This is a genomic window from Stenotrophomonas sp. GW821-FHT01H02A (genome assembly GCF_059422145.1).
The window spans coordinates 152,810-167,744 of record NZ_JBWKWI010000004.1; the positions used below are offsets into that span (position 1 = coordinate 152,810).

The following is a 14,935-nucleotide window of genomic DNA, read 5'->3' on the forward strand; positions in this document are numbered from 1 at the left end:
GGCCCGACGGCTGCCTTACAGGCAATACTAGTCCATGACCCTGCGCATTATCATTGCCGATGACCATCCGGTCGTGCGGATCGGCACGAAGGCCGTGATTGAATCCAGTGGCGTTGGCCAGGTGGTGGCCGAGGCCAGCACCGTGGCCGAGCTGATGTCCGCGCTGTCCGACCATCCGTGCGATGTCCTGGTGACCGATTACTCCATGCCCGGCGGCCAGCAGGCCGACGGCTTCGCGATGATCGCCATGATCCGCCGGCGCTTTCCGGAGCTGCCGGTGCTGATGCTCAGCGTGTCCAACAATCTGGCGATCCTGCGCATGGTGGTGGCCACCGGCGTGCTGGGCCTGGTCGACAAGACCTCTTCGATGGATGAGCTGCCACTGGCGATCCAGACCGTGCAGCGCGGCCTGCCGTATGTCAGCCAGGCGCTGAAGGAACGCATTGACGCGATCGGCACGAACAGCGTCGAGGAGGGCGAAGGCCGCCCGCTGTCCCCACGCGAAGTGGAAGTGCTGCGGCTGCTCGGCAGCGGCATGACGGTCAAGGAGATCGCCATCCACCTGCACAAGAGCGTGAGCACGATCAGCCGCCAGAAAGGCGATGCGATGTTGAAGCTCGGCCTGAAGGGCGACGCTGAGCTGTTCGATTACCTGCGCGACGGCGAGCGCTGATCGCAGCGGGCCGTTACCGGACACTTCGCGGCAGCGTGCGGCGACGATGCACCGCCATCGTCGCGATGCAGTGCGCGCGTACATAGCAGATCGTGCGGATAAAGTTCCCTCGAATACCCTTGTATTTATGTACTGCTCAGTTTGATATTCAGGGCTAATTGGGGTGCCTAACGGATAATTCACACCTGTCGCCAGCAGCGATTCCCCCTCCCCTCTGCTGGCGGACAAAACCAAAAAATATAAAGGTGTCCCCGATGATGAAGACTTCCCTGCTTGCCCTGGGTCTGCTCGCTGCACTGCCGTTCGCTGCTTCGGCAACCGACGGTCTGTCGTACAACTATGTCGAAGGCGGCTACGTCAACACCGATGCCAAGGGCGGCGACGCCGATGGTTGGGCGGTGAAGGGCTCGGTCGCCGTGGCGCCGAACTTCCACGTCTTCGGTGACTACAACGCGCAGGAAACCAAGCGCGGCAGCAATGATGTGGACCAGTGGAAGGTCGGTGTCGGCTACAACTACGGCATCGCCCCGACCACCGACCTGGTGGCCCGCGTTGCTTACCAGAAGTTCGATCCGAAGCACGGCCTGGACTTCAATGGCTACTCGACCGAAGTCGGCGTGCGCAGCGCGTTTACCCCGAACCTCGAAGGCTACGTGATGGCCGGTTACGAGGATTACAGCAAGAAGCACGGCGTCAATCCGGACGGCGAGTTCTACGGCCGCGTCGGCGCCCAGGCCAAGCTCAACCAGAACTGGGGCCTGGCCGGCGAAGTGAAGCTGGCCAAGGGCGGCGACAAGGAATGGTTCGTCGGTCCGCGCTTCACCTGGTAATACGCGTTACGCAACACCGCGGTACGTTGTTGGATGGCGCGGTCTCTCTCCCCTGCGCCATGAAGCCCGGCTCACGCCGGGCTTCGCTTTTTGCAGCAGCCGACCAACGGTCGGCTCTACCTGCACGGCCGGCCGTCGCGGTTTTCTGCGGTTGGCATGGCGACACCCTCGTCGGTACGCCACGAAAGAACCCGGCCTGGTGCCGGGTTTTTTCGTATCCGGGGGCCGTGTGTCCGGGCGTGGATGCCTACAAAAAACCCCGGCGTCTGCCGGGGTTTTTCGTGCATCACTTGAACAGCGTGTCCGGGTATTCCGGTTTCTGTTCGCGTGCCAACAGCGCACGCAAGCCTTCTTCAGGGGTCTGCTCACCGTGCAGCACGGCGCGCACCCGATCGGAGATGGGCAGGTCGATGCCGTGACGCCGCGCCTGGCGCATCACTTCATCGGCGGTCTGCACCGATTCCACCACCTGGCCGATCTCGCGCACCGCATCGTTCAACGATTGGCCGCGGCCGAGGGCCAGGCCCAGGCGACGGTTGCGCGAAAGATCGCCGGTGCAGGTCAGCACCAGATCGCCCAGCCCCGCCAGACCCATCAGGGTTTCCGGCTTGGCACCGATCGCGGCAGCCAGCCGCAGCATTTCATTGAGGCCACGGGTGATCAGGCCGGCACGGGCGTTGAGGCCCAACTGCATGCCATCGGCCACGCCGGTGGCGACCGCCAGCACGTTCTTCATCGCGCCGCCGAGCTCGGCACCGACCATGTCATCGCCGGTGTAGGCGCGGAACGCCGGGCCGTGCATGGCATCGGCCACCTGCTGGGCGAAGTCCGGCGCGTCACCGTGGACGGTGATCGCGGTCGGCAGCCCCTGGGTGACTTCCTTGGCGAACGAGGGACCGGTCACCACCGCCAGCGGAACGTCCGGTCCGAGGACCTCGCGCGCCACTTCGTGCAGGAACCGGCCGGAGCCGGGTTCGAAGCCCTTGGTCGCCCAGGCCACGCCGGCATCGGCCGGGCGCAGCGGTGCCAGGGCACGCACGGTTTCACCGAAGGCGTGCGAAGGCACCACCACCAGGATCCAGGCGGCGTCCTTGACGGCAGCGGCCAGGTCGGTGGTCGCGCGCAGCGACCCGGGCAGCGGAATGCCCGGCAGATAACGGGTGTTCTCGTGGCGCTGGTCGATGGCCTCGACCATCGCCGCATCGCGCCCCCACAGCACGGTCGGATGACCGTGCCGCGCGAGCAGGCTCGCCAGGGCGGTGCCCCAGGAGCCGGCGCCGAGAACCGCGATTTTGTCTGCGTGGTTGCTCATCCGTACGACTGCAGCGCCGATCAGGCGTTGCCGGCCGGCTCGGAATCGGCGAGCGAGGTCTCGCCCTGTTCCTGGCGCTGGCGCAGGGTTTCGGCGTACAGGCCTTCGAAGTTGATCGGCTGCAGGAAGAACGGCGGGAAGCCGCCGGCCTGGACCAGATCGCTCACCAGCGAACGCACGTACGGGAACAGGATGTTCGGGCACTGGGTGCCGAGCAGCACGTCGATCGACTGCGGGTCCAGGCCGACCAGGCCGAACACGCCAGCCTGCTGCACTTCGACCACGTAGGCGGTCTTCTCGCCGGCCTTGCAGGTCAGGGTCACCGCCAGCACGACTTCGAAGGCGCTCTCGCCCAGGCGCTGCACGCGCTGGTTGAGGTTGAGCTGCAGTTCCGGCTGCACGGCATCATTGAAGATGGCCGGAGCGTTCGGCGATTCGAACGAAACGTCCTTGACGTAGATCTTCTCGACGGTGAACGAGGGACCGGTGGCGGCGTCGACCGGCGCGACCGCGCCGTTGGTGTTCTCTTCGGACATTATCCTGTTGCTCCAAAAATGAATGCTGTAAAAACGGATTGTTACATGCCCTGCGATGGGGGCGCTGTACGCCGCGCACAAGGCGTGCGCTGCACTCCGAGGGGAATCAGTTGCGGCCCTTGACCAGCGGCAGCTCGGCCTGCTGCCACGCCGGGAGGCCACCGTCGAGCACGTTGACCTGGGTGAACCCGGCCTTCTTGAGCGCCTTGGCGGCCGTCTCGGAGGCGTTGCCACTGCGGCAGACCAGCACCACCGGGCTCTGCTGGGCCTTGGCGACCAGCTTGTGCTCCGGACCGAACTGGGCCGGCTGCACGTTGCGGCTGCCGGCGATGTGGCCCTTCTCGAAATCGCTGCTCGAGGACAGGTCGACCACGATGGCGCCACCGGCATTCATCAGCTGGGTCAGCTCAGCCGGCTTGAGTGACTTGAAGCCACGGAACAGGCGGCGGACTTCGGTCACGATGATGGCCACGGTCAGGCCGACCAGGGCCATCGACAACATCGGGTTTCGGCCGGCAAAGGCCAGCAACTCTTCGTAATTCACTAAGATCACGGGTCGATAAGCGGGCGCCGATTGTCGCACATGCGGGCGAATCGGCGTCCAGCCCCCTGCGGGCGGGGGTCAGCGCTCCTGCCAGAGGTCCGGCAGGCCATTGGCCTGCAGCCAGCGCTTGCCCTCGGCGTCCCAGCGCCAGATCTCCCGGACGCGGACCATGCGCTCGGCCTGGGTGTTGTTGTTGATCACCCGCACCTCGGCGGTGCGGCCGACCCGGCCGTCCGGCATCGGGACGTTGTCGCCGGCGCGATAGCTGGAGATCTTCACCTGCTCGAAGCGGCGCAGTTCCAGGTCGGTCATCGGGTGAACCCGGGCGTATTCCGGATCCAGATACGGCAGGGCATCCTCGACGGTGCCCCAGCGCATCGTGGAGTCGTACTTGACCTGGGTCTCCTCCAGCTCCTTGCGCTGCTTCTTGGTGGTCTTCTGCTCGGCCGCCAGCGCACTCACGCTGGTCAGCGCGAACAGGGCGATCAGCAGGATCTGAAGCGTACGGCGCATGCGAATTCCCCAATAGGCAAGGCGCCCATCCTACCGCTTGGCGAAGGCCACGAAACGACCGGTCAGCTCAGCGGCGGCCTTGTCGCCCTCGCCCGGCTGGCGGGCGGTCAGGCTGATGCGCGCTTTGCCGCGCTGGGCGAAGGTGGCCAGGAAGCTGTCCCAGTCGGTTTCCGCATCGGCCTGGGCCTGCGCGTGCAGATCACCATAGACCGGGGCGAGGTAGCGGATGTGGCTGTCGGCCACGTAGACATCGGCATCGAACCCCGCCAGGCGCAACCGCAGCGTCACCAGGGCCCAGCCGGACAGGGTGAGGGCCGAGGCCAGGCTGCCGCCGAAGGCATTGCCTTTGTCGTTGACGTTGGCGGCCAGCGGGGCATGGATGTGCAGGACGCCGTCGCGATAGTCGTGCACACGGATCTGCATGGCCGCCACCGGCGGCATCGCATCCAGGACATGCTGCAGCGCGGACACCTGCGCCGGCAGGGAATCGGTTACGGACATCTGGCTGATCACGTCACATCGAAGGGCTCGCATAATGCCCGCAATGGACACCGAAACGAAAGTCGCGCCCTGGACCCTGATCTCGCTGCGCCCGCGTGGCCAGCATGCGCCACTGCGGCATGTGGCCAATGCCGCGGGGGCACATGTCATCGCGCTCTCGCCGTGGGCGCTGCACGCCTGCGCGGACGCCACGACCCGCAGCGCACTGGACCTCGCGCTGGCGGCCGAGCGCGTGATCTTCAGCAGTCCGGCCGCAGTGCAGGCGGCGGCGCGCCTGGTGGACCTGGCCGCGCCCCATCCGGGCCAGTGGCTGGCGGTGGGCGCGGGCACCGCGGCGGCGCTGGGCCGCCACGGCGCGCAGGACATCGCCGCGCCGATGCGGATGGACAGCGAGGGCCTGCTCGCCTTGCCGTCGCTGGCCGACCTGCATGGTCTGCGCGCAGGCCTGGTCACCGCGCCGGGCGGCCGCGGGGTGATCGCACAGACCCTGGAACAACGCGGCGCCCACCTGCTGCGCGCCAATGTATACGTGCGCCGGCCGCTGCCACTGGCCCCGCGCACGCTGCAGCGGCTGCGGCGCGCAGCCATGCCCTGGGTGCTGGCACTGAGCAGCGGCGAGGCACTGACGCGGTTGCTGGCGCAGCTGCCGGACGATCTGCAGGCACCGCTGCGCGCGGCCATCGTGGTCGCCGCCAGCGAGCGGCTGGCCGCGCAGGCGCGCGCCAGCGGCTTCGGGCAGGTGCAGGTCGCGGCGGGGCCGCTGCCCGCACAGCTGGTTGCAGCTGCATGCACCGCGCTCATGCCGCCCGCATCTTCCTGAACAGGGAACCCGGGCGCTCTTGCAGGCGGATCGGGCGGCGGGCGATGCTGTGCGCCACGTCGCTCGCCAGCCAAGCGGATTGCCCGGCGCGCGCGACAAGGATGCCCGTATGAATGACTCTGTTTCGCCCCCTTCTCCGAGCCGCCCCCTGCGCTGGATCGTGCCGATCGCGGCGCTCGCGGTGCTGGCCGGTGGCGGCGCCTGGGGCTGGACGCAGTGGCAGTCGCGACAGGCGCAGGAGCGGCTGCGCGAAGAAAATGCGCAGCTGCAGGCGCAGGGCCTGCTGGACAGCGTCGAAGCCTTGCGTCGCGACCAGCGCTCGACCTCCCAGCGCGTGCAGGACGCCGCCGCCACCAACCGGGTGCTGCGCGATGAAATGCTCGGCCTGAGCCAGCGCAACGCACTGCTCGAAGAGAACCTGGCCAAGCTGGCCGACAGCACCCGCCACGGTGCCCAGGCGCTGCAGCTGGAAGAGGCCGAACTGCTGCTGAGCCAGGCCGGCCAGCGGCTGGCCTATGCCGATGACGCCGAAGGTGCCAAACGCCTGTACGCGTTGGCGGCCGCCTCGCTGGACGATGTGCAGGGCAGCGAGTACCTGAACCTGCGGCAGGCGCTGATGCAGGAGCGCAATGCCGTGGACGCGCTCGGCCCGGGGGTGCGTGCGCAGACGCAGGCGCGGCTGGGCCGGTTTGCCCAGGCCCTGACCACCCTGCCCGAACAGGTCGATGCACCGGCCGATGCCGCCGCAGCCACCCCGTGGTGGCATAAGCTGCTGGCCCCGTTCGTGACCATCACCCCGACCCGGTTGCAGGGGCCGCTGACCGACGCCGACCGCGTGGCCGCGTGGGATTCGCTGCAGCTGGAACTGACCCTGGCGCGGGCAGCGGTGGAGCGCGGCGATCAACCTGGGTATGTGCAGGCGCTGGACCGCGTGGCCCTGTGGCTGCCGCGGCTGTGGCCGGATTCACCTGCTCTGCGCGAGCAACGTGCTGAACTGCAACAACTACGCGCCTGCGAGCTGCGTCCATCGCTGCCCGAACTGGGCAGCACCCTGCAGCAACTGCGCTCGATGCGTAACGGGAGGTAATCGATGAAGCCCTTTCAATCTCTGGTGGTCCTGCTCCTCGCCGTGGCCTTGGGCGTGATCGCCTCACAGTGGCTCGGCACCGAACAGCTGCGCCAGTTCGGCGAAGTGATCTACCGCTACGGCGGCACCGACTATCGCTCCAACGTGCCGCAGGTCGCCCTGATGGTGCTGGTGGGTGTGCTGGTGCTGTGGCTGCTGTGGAGCCTGCTGGCTTCGCCGTTCCGCGCCTGGGGCCGCTACCGCCGCAAGCAGGGCCGTGCGCGCCTGACCGAGGGCCTGCAGGCCCATGAACAGGGCCATTGGCAGCGTGCGGAAAAGCTGTTGACCAGCGCCGCCGAAGACAAGGAAGTGAGCGCGGTCGCCTTGGTCACTGCGGTGCGCAGCGCGCAGGCGCGTGACGACGATGCCGCGGTCAACCAATACCTGCAGCGGCTGGCCACCGAAGATGCCACCAGCCATGCCCTGCTGCTGGCCGAACGTCTGCTGGCACAGGAGCGGCCGGTGGATGCAATCAATGTGCTCGACATCGCCGCGATCCAGCCGCTGCCGCCGCGCGGCCTGTGGCTGCGCACCGAAGCGCTGGCCCGTGCCGATCGCGCGCACGAGGCCTACGGGCAGCTGGGCGCGCTGCGCAAGCAGAAGGTACTGCCCGACGCGGCCGTGGCCGAACTGGAAATCCGCCTGGCGGCCCAGTCGCTGCTGGAAGCCGGTGACGTCAACGCGCTGGCCGCGCAGTGGGAAGCTACGCCGAAGGCCCTGCGCAGCGATCCGGAGGTAGTGTCGGCGTACGCCCTGCGGGCGGTTGCGCTGGACTGGGACGAACCGGCCCTGCTGAACCTCGAACAGGCGCTGGACACGCGCTGGGACGAATCCGTGGTGACGCTTTACGGCCAGATGCCGGTCGAGAAACTGGCCACGCGCCAGGCCAACCTGCAGCGCTGGTTGGGCACGCAGCCCTCCAGCCCGGCACTGCTGCTGGCGCTGGGCCGCATTGCCGCCCGTCAGCGCCAGCACACCCTGGCCGAGGATTATCTGCACCGCGCCATCGCCGCTGGCGCAGGTCCGGCCGCATGGGAAGCGTTGGGCGAGCTGTTCCTGGATCGCGGCGAGACCGCGCTGGCCTCGCAGTGCTTCGCCAATGCCCTGCGCCAGCAGCGTGGCGATGACAGCGTGGCACTGGCACGTGCATCCACCACCGCACCACTGGACCCGATCGTGCCCGAGCGCGCCACCATCGAAGAGCAATCACTGATGGGCGAACCGGCACCGGTGCAGGATCGCCTGCACGTGGATCAGGGGCGCATGCACGTCGAAGAAGATCGCCTGCACGTGGAACGTGACGAGTTCGGCAATCCGCGGTTGCCGTAAAAGGCGGCGTGGTTCCTGGTGGTGCCAGCCGCTGGCCGGCACCACCAGAGCCGAATGGTGCACACCTCCGCCGGATGCAAAAAAGAAGGCCGCCCTTGGGCGGCCTTCGTCGTTCCATGCAGCGGGGCGATCAGCGCTCGACGATCGCCACCACGCCCATGCCGCCGGCGGTGCAGATCGAGACCAGCGCGCGGCCACCGCCGCGTTCGGCCAGCTGCTTGGCCGCCGTGGCGATCACGCGGGCGCCGGTGGCGGCGAACGGGTGGCCGGTGGCCAGCGAAGAACCCAGCGGATTGATCCTGGCCGGGTCGATCTTGCCCAGCGGTGCATCCAGGCCGAGACGGTTACGGCAGTAATCTTCGCTTTCCCACGCGCGCAGCGTGCACAGCACCTGCGCAGCGAACGCTTCGTGGATTTCGTAGATATCAAAATCCTGCAGGGTCAGCCCATTGCGCTTGAGCATCTCCGGCACGGCGATGGTCGGGGCCATCAGCAGGCCTTCGCCGTGCACGAAATCCACCGCCGCTACCTGCGAATCACGCAGGTAGGCCAGCGGCTCGTGGCCATGCGCGCGCGCCCATTCTTCGCTGGCCAGCAGCACCGCCGAGGCGCCGTCGGTGAGCGGGGTGGAGTTGGCGGCGGTCAGCGTGCCGCGGCCGGACACCTTGTCGAAGGCCGGCTTCAGCGTGGCCAGCTTCTCCAGCGAGGTATCGGCACGCAGGATGTTGTCGCGCTCCACGCCGCGGAACGGCGCGATCAGATCGGTGAAGAACCCGCGCTCGTAGGCGGCGGCCAGCTTCTTGTGCGAGGACACCGCCCACTCGTCCTGCGAGTCGCGGGAGATGTTCCACTCCTTGGCCATGTCTTCGCAGTGGTCGCCCATGCTCTTGCCGGTACGCGGCTCGGCCACGCCCGGGAATTCCGGCTTGAGTTCGCTCAGCTTGAAGCCGCGGGTCAGTGCCCTGAGCTTGTCGCCGGTGCTCTTGGCACGGTTGGCCGCCAGCAGGCGCGCACGCAGCTTCTTGCCGTAGACGATCGGCACGTCGGAGGTGGTGTCCGAGCCGCCGCCGATGCCCGAGTCGATCTGGCCCAGCGCGATCTTGTTGGCCACCGCGATGATGGTGTCCAGCGAGGTGCCGCAGGCGCGCTGCATGGTGATGCCCGGGGTCAGCGGGGACAGCCCCGAGGACAGCGTCGCTTCGCGCCCCAGGTTCCAGTCGCTGGAGTGCTTGATCACCGCGCCCATCGCCACTTCGCCCAGCTGCTGGCCGTGCAGGCCGAAGCGCTCGACCAGCGCACCGAGGGTGCGCACCGACATACCGAGATTGCCGACGTCCGAATAAGCCGTGTTCTGGCGACAGAACGGAATGCGGACGCCGCCGAGGATGGCGACGGGACGGGCGTTGGGCATGGAGATACCTGGCATGGGAGGGGTGTCTGCAACATGGCCTGCACGAAGGAGCAGGCATAATGGGGCCAAGTGTAGCTGCCGCCCTGTGATGGGCCAACCGTGAAACCATGAGCAAACCCGACCACGGCATGAATGCCATTGGCGTACTGGCATTGGAACTGGCCGGCGGCGACGCCCCGCGCCATGCCGCGCTGTCCTCCGAACAGGCTGGTGAACTGGCCGAACGCGTCGGCCGCGATCTGGCCAAGCTGGTGCCCGGCGTCAGCGGGCTGGACTTCGTGTTCGCCGGCGCCCATTTCGATCCGGCTGAAATCCTGCGTCCGGGCTGGCCGGTGCACCGGCGCCTGGAAGAACTGCAGATGCGTGCTCCGGGCCGCAACCAGGGCCCGCGCGTACTGGCCTTTGGCGCCGGCGCCGACGGCGATGTGCCACTGCCGTTCCAGGCCGATGCCAGCCTCACCGGCGGCGGGCTGCGGGTCGTCCCGTTCCTGCTGACAGGCAGTGAAGTCGCCCAGACCCAGGCCGTGGCCGAGGCGCTGGAAGACGTGCTGCTGGCCCAGGGCATGGCGCAGGCCGATACCGCGCTGCAGGCGCAGAACGCCTTCGGCGCGCAGATCGAGCACGCCCGCTACTTCACGGTGAATGACCTCGCCGCGATGATGTCGATGCAGTACGACAACCAGGGTCTGGCGATCCTCTGGCCGCTGATCGAGACCGCGCTGATGGCGCCGCACGTGGAGGAGTGGCTGGACGCCGCGCCGGAGCCGCTGCTTCGATACGCTGACGGCGAAGTGCGTATGGCGCTGTTCGACCCTGCCGGCTGGTGTGCGTACTACAGCCACGGCACCGGCGACTGCGATCGCCTGCAGGGTATCTACGACCAGTACCTGATCCGCCAGCGGCAGATGGCCGCCGTGCTGGAAGCGCATGGCCTGCCGGTGCTGTTCGTGCATTGCGAAGCCGGGCAGGACGCGCGCGAGCTGCTCGCGCGTTGATTGGGGACCGTTTAAAAAAAACGCCGGCGAATGCCGGCGTTTTTTCGTCGGACACGACCCGGTTTACGGGGCCGCCTTGATCACGGCGCAGGCAAGGCGCGCGCCGGCGTTGCCGGTCGGCTGGGTCTTGTAGTCATCGGCGTCGGCGTGGACGATCAGGCCGCGGCCGATGATGTCGAAGTCATCCCCCTTGCCGATGTTGACGTTGGTCGAGACCGGGGCGTCGACCACGGCGTTGCCCTGGGCATCGGCCTTGATGTTGGGCATGTCGCCGCCGTGATGCGGCTCGCTGGCGACGCTGCCGTGGTCTTCCTTGCCCGGATTGAAGTGGCCACCGGCACTGGCGCCGTCCGGCGCGCTGCAGTCGCCCTTCTCATGGATGTGGAAGCCGTGCTCGCTGTTCGGCTTCAGGCCGCTGACCTGGCCTTTCACGTGGACCTTGCCGTCGACGATGCTGAAGGTCACGTTGCCTTTGACATCGTTGCCCTGGGTGGGCGCAAGCTCGGCGCTGGCGGTGTGGTTGGCGTGCGCTTCGCTGGTCATCGCCGGCGGTGCATCGGTGGCGGGCGCGGTCTCGGCGACCGGTGCGGTGTCTGCGGCCGGCGCAGCTGCTTCCGGGGTGGTGTCGGCCGGCTTGTTGCAGGCGGTCAGACCAAGCGCGGCGATGGCCGCGAACAGCGTGGTGTGGATCAGGCGCATGTGGATCTCCTTGCGGGTAGCGTTGGAAGAAACGACGTCCTCGGGCTGCGCGATCAGCGCACGACCCGGATGACGCCGCAGGCAATTCGGGCGCCGGCGTTGCCGGCCGGCTGGCTGCGGTAATCGTCGGCGTTGGCATGCACGATCAGTGCACGTCCGGCGATATCGGTGGCTGCGCCGCCGCCAAGGGTAACCGCTGGCAGGCGGATGTCGACATTGACGCGTCCCTGCGCATCGGCGCGCAGATTGTCCATGTCACCGGCGTGGTGCGCGCCGGCGCTGTTGCGGCCATGCGGCTGCCCGGCCGGATTGAAATGTGCACCGGCGCTGCTGGCATCGACAGCACTGCAGTCGCCGCGCTCATGCACATGGAACCCGGCCACCTGCAGCGGCTGCAGGCCACCGATGACACCCGTGATGTGCACGCCACGCGCGTCCGGCACCAACGCCAGACGACCACTGACCAGACTGGCCGAGGCCGGCGACAGGTTGGCTTCGGCCATCTGCGCGGTGCTGACCACCGGTACGGCGGGAGCGACGGGGCGCGGCGGCGGCGTGCTGCCGCAGGCGGCCAGACCGACCGCGATCATCGCAGCGAGGACGACATGGGAACTGCGCATGGGAAGACTCCTTGGTTGCAAACTAACCGTGTGCTCGTCCACAGGCCATGAAAGTGACCCGGACGTGGCGCACACGCGGTGTGGACATGCGGTTCATCCGCCGCGCCGGCGGCCGGCGCCGAGCTTGCGGGTGAGCGTGTTGCGGCCCATGCCCAGCCGCGCGGCGGCCTCGGCACGGCGGCCATGGGTGATCTGCAGGGCGGCCTCGAGCAAGGCCTGGTCCACCCGTTCGCGCACCTGGGCGTGCAGGCCTTCGGCACCTTCGGCCAGACGCTGGCGGGCCCATGCCGAGAGCAGCGTTTCCCACTGCCCTGGATCGCCGGCACTGCGCGAGCGTGGCGCACCGGCACCGCGATGCAGCGCGCTGTCCACGTCGGCCACGCCGATGCTGTCGGCTGCGGCAAGCGCGGCCATGCGCCAGCACACGTTCTCCAGCTCCCGTACGTTGCCGGGCCAGTCATGTTCGCGCAGCGCCTGCAGCGCGGCAGCAGTGAGCCGCTTGGGCGGCGTATCCAGTTTGTGTGCCGCGGCCGCGAGGAAGGTCTCGGCCAGCTGCGCGATGTCGTCGCGACGCTCGCGCAGCGGCGGCAACCGCAGCCGCACCACATCCAGCCGGTGCAGCAGGTCGGCACGGAAGCGACCCTGCGCCACCAGCGTTTCCAGGTCCTGGTGGGTCGCGGCGATCACCCGCACATCCACGCGGATCAGCTCACGCCCGCCGACACGGAAGAACTCGCCCTCGGCCAGCACGCGCAGCAGTCGCGTCTGCAGCGGCAGCGGCATGTCACCGATTTCATCCAGGAACAGCGTGCCGCCATGGGCCTGCTCGAAGCGGCCGATGTGGCGGCGCTGCGCGCCGGTGAACGCGCCGGCCTCATGGCCGAACAGCTCGCTCTCCAGCAACTCGGAGGGAATCGCCGCGGTATTGAGTGCGACGAACGGGCCCTGCACGCGCGGCGACTCATGGTGCAACGCATGCGCGACCAGCTCCTTGCCGGTGCCGGTCTCGCCATTGATCAGCACCGACAGCGGTGCCTGCGCCAAGCGCCCGATCGCGCGGAACAGCGCGCGCATCGCAGGCGTATCGCCGACCAGCTGCGGGCGCTGGTCGGGCGGCGTCGTGCTGGCGGTCTCGCTCGGCTCGGCCAGGGTGACATCCGGGGCCGGCAGCACCCGCTGCGCCAGCGCGACCGCATCGTCCAGATCGAAGGGCTTGGACAGGAATTCCTGCGCACCACCGCGGAAGGCACCGGCCGTGCTCGCCACATCGGTATAGGCCGACATCACGATCACCGGCAGCTGCGGATGCGCCGCCTTGAGCTTGTCCAGCAGCACCAGCCCGTCATCGCCGGGCATGCGGACGTCGGTGAACAGCAGATCCGGCGGCGCCTGCCCGGCCAGCATCGCCAATGCGGCCGCCGCACCGTCGAACCCTTCGACGCGGTAGCCGGCCTCGCGCAGCGCGGTGCACAGCACGAAGCGCACCGCGCGGTCATCGTCGACCACCCAGACGCGCTGGGCAGTGGTATCGACCTGGTCAGCCATGGGCGGCGGTGTCCTCGGCGGGGGTGCCCTGCCCGATCGGCAGCAGCACGGTGAATACGGTGTGGCCCGGGCGCGAGCGGTAGGTCAGGGTGCCGCGATGCTCGCGCGCGACCTGCTGGGCCAGCGCCAGGCCCAGCCCGGTGCCCTCGGCACGACCGCTGACCAGCGGCAGGAACAGGTGCTCGGCCAGGTCTTCGGGCACGCCACGGCCGTCATCGGCGATTTCCAGCCGCAGTGCCAGCGGATGCAGCTGATCGGTGATGCGCACACCATGTTCCACGCGCGTGCGCAGGGTGACGGTGCCCGCACCGGCCTGGATCGCATTGCGGACGAGGTTCCACACGGCCTGGGTGAGGCGATCGGCATCGCCATCGAACTCGGGAATGCTGGGATCGTAATCGCGCTGTATCCGGACCGCCCAGCCACCTTCGCTTTCGGCCAGCCGCAGCACGCGCTCCAGCGAGGCATGGATATTGAGCGGTGCGTGCGGCGCGGCCGGCGCGGGCGACAGCAGTTGCTCGAGCAGGCCGTTGAGGCGCTCGATCTCCGAGCCGATCAGCTCGATCAGTTCGCGCTCATCGGGATCGCGTTGCGCGTTGCGGCGTGCCAGCAACTGGGCCGCGCCCTTCAACCCGGCCAGCGGATTGCGCAGCTCGTGCGCCAGACCCTTGAGCGCGGCACTGAGCGCGCTGGGCAGCGCCTGGGTGGGATCCAGCCCCGGGAATTCGTCGACGGGATGCGCCTCCAGCAGCCAGCCGCCCTCGTCCCAGCGGCTCAGCCACCCCTCGGCAAAACGGGGCGCATCGCCCGGCAGCGCCAGGGCCAGCCGGTGCAGACGCAGGGTGTCGCGCTCATCGCGGGCCAGGAAGTGGGCCAAGGCGTCGCCCTGTGCCTCCAGTGAGGCCAGCGGCTGGCCCAGCAGGCGCCGCACACTCACGCCCAGCCAGCGCGCGAACGCAGGATTGCAGCCCACCAGGCGGCCGCTGGCATCGGCCCAGGCGACCGGAGTGCCGAGGGCGTCGAGGGCGGGGGGCGACAGCGCGGTGGTCATTGCACCAATGTAGTGCAAAACGGCAGGCCTGTTGATCCCGGTTTCCTGCCTCGCTCACGCATGCTGCAGGATGTTGACCAGCCGGCCCAACGGATCGCGGAGGTAGAACCGTCGCACACCCCACGGTTCGCTGGCTGGGCCATACGCGATGGGCAGGTTTGCCGCGCGCACCCGCCGCAGCGCTTCGTCCAGATCGTCGACCTCTATGGAGAGATCCGGCACGAGGGTACCGGAACCGCCTTCGGACGCCACACTCACCTGGACAGTCATATCCGCGGATCCCGCATAGGTGCGGATCCAACCGTGATCCATGGCCAGCTCCAGGCTGAGGATGTCCCGATAGAAACTGTCCGCAGCGGACGGATCGGACGCGGCGATATTGGCGATGATGCGTTTGACCTTCATGAGTCCTTCCTCGCGGGCGCTGCAA

The 14,935-nt window shown here is 68.3% G+C and carries 17 protein-coding genes; 6 read left to right on the forward strand and 11 right to left on the reverse strand.

Annotated elements, in window-relative coordinates; all coding sequences use genetic code 11:
* The first annotated feature begins 34 nt into the window (after positions 1-34).
* Positions 35-673, forward strand: a complete 639-nt coding sequence (locus AC07WC_RS08025; RefSeq protein ID WP_495209530.1) for a response regulator — start codon at positions 35-37, stop codon at positions 671-673.
* A 257-nt stretch (positions 674-930) separates the two neighbouring features.
* Positions 931-1,503, forward strand: a complete 573-nt coding sequence (locus tag AC07WC_RS08030; protein WP_495209531.1) for an OmpO family porin — start codon at positions 931-933, stop codon at positions 1,501-1,503.
* A gap of 286 nt (positions 1,504-1,789) precedes the next feature.
* Here AC07WC_RS08030 and AC07WC_RS08035 read toward each other — a convergent pair whose 3' ends face one another.
* The 5 genes from AC07WC_RS08035 to AC07WC_RS08055 all read right to left on the reverse strand — a co-directional run bounded on the left by AC07WC_RS08035 (position 1,790) and on the right by AC07WC_RS08055 (position 4,909).
* On the reverse strand, positions 1,790-2,815 hold the full coding sequence (locus tag AC07WC_RS08035; protein WP_495209532.1) for an NAD(P)H-dependent glycerol-3-phosphate dehydrogenase: 1,026 nt from the start codon (positions 2,813-2,815) through the stop codon (positions 1,790-1,792).
* Positions 2,816-2,835: 20 nt separating this feature from the next.
* The gene (gene secB, locus AC07WC_RS08040) at positions 2,836-3,351 is read right to left on the reverse strand and encodes a protein-export chaperone SecB (RefSeq protein ID WP_495209533.1); all 516 of its coding nucleotides are present in this window, start codon (positions 3,349-3,351) and stop codon (positions 2,836-2,838) included.
* A gap of 106 nt (positions 3,352-3,457) precedes the next feature.
* Entirely contained in the window at positions 3,458-3,895 is a 438-nt protein-coding gene (locus AC07WC_RS08045; protein ID WP_495209688.1) for a rhodanese-like domain-containing protein, read from the reverse strand.
* A 78-nt stretch (positions 3,896-3,973) separates the two neighbouring features.
* Entirely contained in the window at positions 3,974-4,408 is a 435-nt protein-coding gene (locus tag AC07WC_RS08050; RefSeq protein WP_495209534.1) for a hypothetical protein, read from the reverse strand.
* A 30-nt stretch (positions 4,409-4,438) separates the two neighbouring features.
* Positions 4,439-4,909 (reverse strand): YiiD C-terminal domain-containing protein, encoded by a 471-nt coding sequence (locus AC07WC_RS08055; RefSeq protein ID WP_495209535.1) that lies wholly within the window; start codon positions 4,907-4,909, stop codon positions 4,439-4,441.
* A 43-nt stretch (positions 4,910-4,952) separates the two neighbouring features.
* Here AC07WC_RS08055 and AC07WC_RS08060 point away from each other — a divergent pair, with 43 nt between their 5' ends.
* The 3 genes from AC07WC_RS08060 (at position 4,953) to AC07WC_RS08070 (ending at position 8,184) form a co-directional block, all read left to right on the forward strand.
* On the forward strand, positions 4,953-5,729 hold the full coding sequence (locus tag AC07WC_RS08060) for a uroporphyrinogen-III synthase (RefSeq protein WP_495209536.1): 777 nt from the start codon (positions 4,953-4,955) through the stop codon (positions 5,727-5,729).
* 109 nt (positions 5,730-5,838) lie between these two features.
* Positions 5,839-6,816, forward strand: a complete 978-nt coding sequence (locus AC07WC_RS08065) for a uroporphyrinogen-III C-methyltransferase (protein ID WP_495209537.1) — start codon at positions 5,839-5,841, stop codon at positions 6,814-6,816.
* Between the two features lie 3 nt (positions 6,817-6,819).
* Positions 6,820-8,184, forward strand: coding sequence for a heme biosynthesis protein HemY (locus AC07WC_RS08070; RefSeq protein WP_495209538.1), 1,365 nt, complete (start codon positions 6,820-6,822; stop codon positions 8,182-8,184).
* A gap of 130 nt (positions 8,185-8,314) precedes the next feature.
* Here the strand turns inward: AC07WC_RS08070 and AC07WC_RS08075 are convergent, their stop codons facing one another.
* A complete protein-coding gene (locus AC07WC_RS08075; RefSeq protein ID WP_088434825.1) occupies positions 8,315-9,610 on the reverse strand; it encodes an acetyl-CoA C-acetyltransferase in 1,296 nt (431 codons plus the stop codon).
* A 92-nt stretch (positions 9,611-9,702) separates the two neighbouring features.
* On the opposite strand from AC07WC_RS08075, the gene AC07WC_RS08080 reads away from it, so the two are divergent.
* Positions 9,703-10,590, forward strand: a complete 888-nt coding sequence (locus AC07WC_RS08080; RefSeq protein WP_495209539.1) for a hypothetical protein — start codon at positions 9,703-9,705, stop codon at positions 10,588-10,590.
* 63 nt (positions 10,591-10,653) lie between these two features.
* Here AC07WC_RS08080 and AC07WC_RS08085 read toward each other — a convergent pair whose 3' ends face one another.
* The 5 genes from AC07WC_RS08085 to AC07WC_RS08105 all read right to left on the reverse strand — a co-directional run bounded on the left by AC07WC_RS08085 (position 10,654) and on the right by AC07WC_RS08105 (position 14,910).
* Positions 10,654-11,289, reverse strand: coding sequence for a superoxide dismutase family protein (locus AC07WC_RS08085; RefSeq protein ID WP_495209540.1), 636 nt, complete (start codon positions 11,287-11,289; stop codon positions 10,654-10,656).
* A 53-nt stretch (positions 11,290-11,342) separates the two neighbouring features.
* On the reverse strand, positions 11,343-11,909 hold the full coding sequence (locus AC07WC_RS08090) for a superoxide dismutase family protein (RefSeq protein WP_495209541.1): 567 nt from the start codon (positions 11,907-11,909) through the stop codon (positions 11,343-11,345).
* A gap of 93 nt (positions 11,910-12,002) precedes the next feature.
* Complete coding sequence (gene ntrC, locus AC07WC_RS08095; RefSeq protein WP_495209542.1) at positions 12,003-13,454, reverse strand: nitrogen regulation protein NR(I); 1,452 nt, start codon at positions 13,452-13,454, stop codon at positions 12,003-12,005.
* Entirely contained in the window at positions 13,447-14,505 is a 1,059-nt protein-coding gene (locus AC07WC_RS08100; RefSeq protein WP_495209543.1) for a two-component system sensor histidine kinase NtrB, read from the reverse strand. The genes ntrC and AC07WC_RS08100 overlap by 8 nt, the downstream gene beginning before the upstream one ends.
* Before the next feature lie 54 nt (positions 14,506-14,559).
* Entirely contained in the window at positions 14,560-14,910 is a 351-nt protein-coding gene (locus AC07WC_RS08105; RefSeq protein WP_495209544.1) for a VOC family protein, read from the reverse strand.
* Positions 14,911-14,935: the final 25 nt, after the last annotated feature.

What these genes read in the sequence shown, in the direction of transcription:
- AC07WC_RS08050 (WP_495209534.1), bottom strand. Translation starts at nt 4,408, where the DNA reads ATGCGCCGTACGCTTCAGATCCTGCTGATCGCCCTGTTCGCGCTGACC.
- AC07WC_RS08075 (WP_088434825.1), bottom strand. Translation starts at nt 9,610, where the DNA reads ATGCCAGGTATCTCCATGCCCAACGCCCGTCCCGTCGCCATCCTCGGC.
- AC07WC_RS08105 (WP_495209544.1), bottom strand. Translation starts at nt 14,910, where the DNA reads ATGAAGGTCAAACGCATCATCGCCAATATCGCCGCGTCCGATCCGTCC.
- AC07WC_RS08070 (WP_495209538.1), top strand. Translation starts at nt 6,820, where the DNA reads ATGAAGCCCTTTCAATCTCTGGTGGTCCTGCTCCTCGCCGTGGCCTTG.
- AC07WC_RS08090 (WP_495209541.1), bottom strand. Translation starts at nt 11,909, where the DNA reads ATGCGCAGTTCCCATGTCGTCCTCGCTGCGATGATCGCGGTCGGTCTG.
- AC07WC_RS08100 (WP_495209543.1), bottom strand. Translation starts at nt 14,505, where the DNA reads ATGACCACCGCGCTGTCGCCCCCCGCCCTCGACGCCCTCGGCACTCCG.
- AC07WC_RS08085 (WP_495209540.1), bottom strand. Translation starts at nt 11,289, where the DNA reads ATGCGCCTGATCCACACCACGCTGTTCGCGGCCATCGCCGCGCTTGGT.
- AC07WC_RS08025 (WP_495209530.1), top strand. Translation starts at nt 35, where the DNA reads ATGACCCTGCGCATTATCATTGCCGATGACCATCCGGTCGTGCGGATC.
- AC07WC_RS08065 (WP_495209537.1), top strand. Translation starts at nt 5,839, where the DNA reads ATGAATGACTCTGTTTCGCCCCCTTCTCCGAGCCGCCCCCTGCGCTGG.
- AC07WC_RS08035 (WP_495209532.1), bottom strand. Translation starts at nt 2,815, where the DNA reads ATGAGCAACCACGCAGACAAAATCGCGGTTCTCGGCGCCGGCTCCTGG.
- AC07WC_RS08030 (WP_495209531.1), top strand. Translation starts at nt 931, where the DNA reads ATGAAGACTTCCCTGCTTGCCCTGGGTCTGCTCGCTGCACTGCCGTTC.
- secB (WP_495209533.1), bottom strand. Translation starts at nt 3,351, where the DNA reads ATGTCCGAAGAGAACACCAACGGCGCGGTCGCGCCGGTCGACGCCGCC.
- ntrC (WP_495209542.1), bottom strand. Translation starts at nt 13,454, where the DNA reads ATGGCTGACCAGGTCGATACCACTGCCCAGCGCGTCTGGGTGGTCGAC.
- AC07WC_RS08080 (WP_495209539.1), top strand. Translation starts at nt 9,703, where the DNA reads ATGAGCAAACCCGACCACGGCATGAATGCCATTGGCGTACTGGCATTG.
- AC07WC_RS08055 (WP_495209535.1), bottom strand. Translation starts at nt 4,909, where the DNA reads ATGTCCGTAACCGATTCCCTGCCGGCGCAGGTGTCCGCGCTGCAGCAT.
- AC07WC_RS08060 (WP_495209536.1), top strand. Translation starts at nt 4,953, where the DNA reads ATGGACACCGAAACGAAAGTCGCGCCCTGGACCCTGATCTCGCTGCGC.